Annotated in this window: 4 protein-coding genes; 2 read left to right on the forward strand and 2 right to left on the reverse strand. The window is 45.8% G+C overall.

From position 1 onward, the window contains the following. Nucleotides 1-2,159: Tex family protein (locus AB4496_RS02730; RefSeq protein WP_372130562.1), on the reverse strand; the 2,159-nt coding region annotated here is incomplete at its 3' end. 664 nt (nt 2,160-2,823) lie between these two features. Next, on the reverse strand, nt 2,824-3,306 hold the full coding sequence (gene greB, locus AB4496_RS02735; RefSeq protein ID WP_102257552.1) for a transcription elongation factor GreB: 483 nt from the start codon (nt 3,304-3,306) through the stop codon (nt 2,824-2,826). 178 nt (nt 3,307-3,484) lie between these two features. Between greB and ompR the strand changes: the two genes are divergently transcribed. Both ompR and AB4496_RS02745 read left to right on the forward strand, forming a co-directional pair. Then, nucleotides 3,485-4,204 (forward strand): two-component system response regulator OmpR, encoded by a 720-nt coding sequence (gene ompR / locus AB4496_RS02740; RefSeq protein ID WP_009848007.1) that lies wholly within the window; start codon nt 3,485-3,487, stop codon nt 4,202-4,204. A 284-nt stretch (nt 4,205-4,488) separates the two neighbouring features. Continuing rightward, nucleotides 4,489-5,427 carry a glutathione S-transferase family protein gene (locus AB4496_RS02745; RefSeq protein ID WP_009848633.1) on the forward strand — a complete coding sequence of 313 codons (939 nt, stop codon included), beginning with the start codon at nt 4,489-4,491 and terminating at the stop codon, nt 5,425-5,427. The last annotated feature ends 61 nt before the right edge of the window (nt 5,428-5,488 follow it).

The following is a 5,488-nucleotide window of genomic DNA, read 5'->3' on the forward strand; positions in this document are numbered from 1 at the left end:
CGCATGCTTAGTGCAATACGTTTACGCTGAACATCCACTTCCATCACCTTCACTTTCACGATATCACCCGCTTTCACCACTTCTCGTGGGTCAGAGACAAAGCGATCGGTCAGTGCTGAAATGTGTACCAAGCCGTCTTGGTGAACACCAATATCTACGAACGCACCGAAGTTAGCCACGTTTGAAACCACGCCTTCTAAGATCATACCGGGTTCTAAGTCAGACATGCTATTTACGCCATCGGCGAACGTTGCCGTCTTGAACTCAGGACGAGGATCTCGCCCCGGTTTATCCAGCTCTTTGATGATGTCGGTTACTGTCGGTACACCAAAATTCTCATTAGTGTAATCAACCGCATGTAAGCCACGTAAGAAGTCTGTGTTACCTACCAGAGATTTGATGTCTTTGTGGTTTTTCTCGGCGATGGTTTTCACCAATGGGTAAGCTTCTGGGTGAACCGATGATGCGTCTAGCGGGTTCTTACCATCCATGATACGTAGGAAGCCAGCACACTGTTCAAAGGCTTTTGGTCCTAAACGAGCGACTTTTTTCAAGGTAGTACGCGCTTCGAAACGACCATTCTCATCACGGAAGTCGACGATGTTTTGAGCGATGGTGCTAGAAAGACCAGCGACACGAGTCAGAAGCGCGGCAGAAGCGGTATTCACATCAACACCAACGGCGTTTACACAGTCTTCGACAATCGCGTCTAGGCGCTTAGCAAGCATGGTTTGGCTCACATCGTGTTGGTATTGGCCCACACCGATCGATTTAGGGTCAATCTTCACAAGCTCTGCCAGTGGATCTTGTAGACGACGCGCAATAGACACCGCACCTCGAATCGAGACATCCATGTTCGGGAACTCTTTTGCCGCTAGCTCAGACGCGGAATAAACCGATGCGCCCGCTTCGCTGACAATAATTTTTTGTGCTGTTAGGTTGCCGCGTTTAATCACATCAGCAACAAAGCTGTCTGTTTCGCGTGAAGCGGTACCATTACCAATCGCAATCAAATCAACATTGAACTGGCGAACCATCTGCTCAACCACGTGTGCAGATTTGTCGTATTGCTTCTGTGGTGGGTGAGGGTAAATGGTCTCTGTTGCCAGAACCTTACCTGTTGAATCCACCACGGCGATTTTCGAACCAGTACGTAAACCCGGATCCAAGCCCAAAGTTGCTCGAGGGCCAGCAGGCGCAGCCATCAACAAGTCTTTAAGGTTGGTTGCGAACACCTCAATCGCTTCGATTTCACCGCGTTCTTTCATCGCGCCCATAAGCTCAGTTTCCATGTGCATAGAAACCTTGATACGCCATGCCCAGCTAATCACTTGTTTACGCCATGCATCCGCAGGAGCGCTGCTTAGGGTAATACTGTAGTGATCAGAGATGATGTTCTCGCAGTAAGAACCGCGTACACCTTCTTCTTGTTCAGGGTCTGCATTCATTGCCAGCGTTAGGAAGCCTTCATTTCGGCCTCGCAACATAGCAAGCGCACGGTGAGAAGGCACTTTGTTGAGTGTTTCGTTGTGTTCGAAGTAGTCTTTGAACTTCTCGCCAGCTTGTTCTTTGCCTGCCACGACACGTGAAACGAGCTCAGAGTTACGAGTTAGATGTTGGCGAATCTTTTCAAGTAGGTTTGCGTCTTCTGCAATACGCTCCATCACGATTGCACGTGCCCCATCGAGTGCGGCTTTAGTATCAGCAATGCCTTTATCGCTGCTGATGAAGTTAGCTGCTTCGGTTTCAGGATCGTGCTGTGGTTCATTCCAAAGTGTATCGGCAAGTGGCTCTAAGCCTGCTTCGATTGCGATTTGACCTTTGGTACGACGCTTTGGTTTGTATGGCAGGTATAAATCTTCAAGGCGCGTCTTGCTGTCGGCTTGAGTGATATCACGCTCCAGTTCTGGCGTGAGCTTGCCTTGGTCTTGAATCGATTTCAGGATAGTTTGGCGACGATCGTCTAGTTCGCGAAGGTATGAAAGGCGACTATCAAGGTTGCGTAGTTGGGTATCGTCTAAGCCACCCGTGACTTCTTTACGGTAGCGGGCAATAAAGGGAACGGTGTTACCGTCGTCAATTAGGTTTACTGCGGCGGTGACTTGCTCTGAACGAACATTCAGTTCTTCAGCAATCAGTCGACAGATAGCTTGGCTCATCCGATGAATCTCTTATTTAATATCATGACAAATACATGGGGGTGAGCGTACGCTTTTTCTAGCTTTGACTGTGTAATTATCCTGTCAGAAGTCCAATTTCCGTTTGTGATATCCGCTTTGTGCGAGATCTCTCACACGTGGTGTGCGACTAAGTCACTTTAAATCGATGAAATCGTCTTAAAATAAACCTAAGTTACTGATTTTATTTGTTTGTGTGTTTGTGGGCGTATTTCTCACCTGAAATGTTTTTTGGGACTGTCTAGGAAACTCGCCCAAATACCGTAATATTTAACTTGTCGACAGGGAGTTGGCAGGAACAGGAAAAAGCCTAACGGACTAGGTATCTTCAGGATGAAGATTTGATTACTTAGGATGAGTGGTCAGCAAGGAAGTGATAATCTCTGGATGAGATTCGCCAGTCAGGATGACAGGCTAGAATGGACACCGCTAGGATGGCGATGAATAAAAAGGAAATTGGTTAAAGGATTTAGCCACTATCAAGGAAAGATGCAGGGAGCACCTTATCTCGAAGAGATAAACAGTAGCCGGATTGCTGCGATAGAGACTTAACCCCGTCAGGCGAAAGCCTAGCGGGGTTTTCTTTTATCTGGCGTTTGGGTTTGCTTGAACACTCAGATCATCGCTAAGTATTTATTAGGTTTGATTATTCGTCGTCTGCGTAGCGAATCGAGTTAATGAACCACTCTTTGTCGCCTTCCGGTGTGGTTACCGTAAACTCGTCATCCGCTTCTTTCTTGAGCAGAGCTCTAGCCATTGGTGAATCTATAGAGATATAGCCTTTAGCATCGCCGTAGATCTCTTCAGGTCCTACAATGCGAAACTTCTTAATTTCCCCATCATCATTCTCAATTTCGACCCAAGCACCGAAAAATACCTTACCTTCTTGTTGTGGCGAGTAATCCACGATAGTGACATCTGGTAGGAATTTGCGTAGGAAACGCACTCGGCGATCAATCTGACGAAGCAAACGCTTATTGAAGGTGTAATCTGCGTTTTCTGAACGATCTCCAAGGCTTGCAGCCCAAGTGACTATCTTAGTGATTTCAGGACGCTTCTCGTGCCATAAGTGGTCATGTTCTGCTTTGAGCTTGTTATAACCTTCGCGGGTGATAAGTTTGGTTTTCATAAATCTGACTTAATGAAATGATGATCTAAGATAGAATATATAGAAAGGCAACATACGTTAACAATTATTTAGGCGACTTTTCCCTCAATAATGTTACATTTTTAATGTCTTATACCAATATACAATTTACCAAGAATGCTTAACCTTAGGTTTAAGCTTTAATAGGTGGAACCATTACATGCAAGAAAACTACAAAATTTTAGTGGTCGATGACGATGCTCGTTTACGTGCACTGCTAGAACGCTATCTGTCAGAGCAAGGCTTTCAAGTGCGTAGCGTGGCAAACAGTGAGCAGATGGACCGCCTGTTAACCCGTGAAAACTTTCACTTGATGGTATTGGATTTAATGTTGCCGGGCGAAGACGGTCTTTCGATCTGTCGTCGTCTACGAAACGCAAACAACTCGCTACCAATCCTGATGCTTACAGCAAAGGGTGACGAAGTGGATCGCATTGTGGGTTTGGAAGTGGGTGCTGATGATTACCTGCCAAAACCATTTAATCCACGTGAACTGCTTGCTCGTATCAAAGCGGTAATGCGTCGCCAAGTGATTGAAGCACCGGGCGCGCCAAGCACAGAAGAGTCTGTGGTTGAGTTTGGTGAGTTCCGCCTAAACCTAGGTACACGTGAAATGTTCCGCGGTGAAGAGCCTATGCCTCTTACCTCAGGTGAATTTGCGGTTCTGAAGTCACTTGTCACTAACGCTCGTGAGCCAATGTCTCGCGATAAGCTGATGAACATGGCTCGTGGCCGTGAGTATTCAGCGATGGAACGTTCTATCGATGTCCAGATTTCGCGTTTGCGTCGTCTAGTAGAAGAAGATCCAAGTAAACCTCGTTATATCCAAACGGTGTGGGGCTTGGGTTATGTATTCGTTCCAGATGGCAAAGCTGTGTAATCTAGCTTTGCTCGTTCTGTGATTCAGAATTTATTATTTACGGGTCATCTCATTAATATGCGATGGCCCGTTTTGTATTCAGCACAATGAGAGATACCAATCGTAGTAAATAACTGCTCATCCTAGCTTGTTAAAACGCTCGATAACTTCGTTAGAAATTTTGATTGTAGAATAACTACTTATCAAAAATTGCAGCCTTGTTCTCAAGCCTTTTTCCGGCGCTATTTATGATCATTTACTTACTGTGATTGGTATAAAAAATTTTGGATGACAGAGGTTTGGATATGGGCAAGTTAGTTGAAGGTGTTTGGCACGATGTGTGGTACGACACCAAAGAAAGCGGTGGCAAGTTTGTTCGTGAAGATGCAGGCTTTCGTCACTGGGTAGAGAATAAAGCGTCCGCGCAGTTTCAGCCTGAAAGCGGCCGTTATCACTTGTACGTATCATTGGCTTGCCCTTGGGCGCACCGCACCCTTATCTTCCGAGAGCTTAAAGACCTAACCGATCACATTGACGTGACGGTTGTTTGCCCAGACATGATGAGTGATGGTTGGCAAATGGGGTTACCTGAACCTCTGTTCGGCCATACGCGCATGCATCAAATCTACACTCAAGCCAAACCTGACTACTCGGGTAGAGTGACGGTGCCTGTGTTGTGGGATAAAAAGACTAACACCATTGTGAGTAACGAGTCGTCTGAGATTATCCGTATGTTTAACTCAGAGTTTAATGAACTGACAGGCAACACCGATGATTACTATCCGTGGGAACTGGCAAAGAAGATTGATGAGTGGAATGACTATATCTACCCAAACATTAACAACGGTGTGTACCGAACGGGCTTTGCAACGACACAAGAAGCCTACGAAGAAGCGTATGATGCGTTATTTGAAGCCTTAGACAAAGTAGACGCTCACCTTAGCGAACATCGCTATTTAGCGGGTAACGAGATTACAGAAGCGGATTGGCGCTTGTTTACCACTCTGGTTCGATTTGATGCCGTTTATGTTGGGCACTTTAAGTGTAATAAGCAGCGAATTTCAGACTACGTCCATATTCAGGGCTACTTAAAAGAGCTCTACCAGGTCGAAGGCATTAAAGAGACGACCGATTTTTATCACATCAAGCGCCACTATTATTACAGCCATACAGGTATAAACCCAACCCAAGTTGTGCCGAAAGGACCTGCGCTAGACTTAGAATCAGTCCATGGGCGAGGTTAGATTAATCTTAAGAGCATCAAGTAACCTTAAGCGTTAGATATAAAAAAACCCTAGATAAGAA

The organism is Vibrio sp. 10N.222.46.A1, assembly GCF_041473595.1.
Lineage (GTDB): Bacteria > Pseudomonadota > Gammaproteobacteria > Enterobacterales > Vibrionaceae > Vibrio > Vibrio tasmaniensis_A.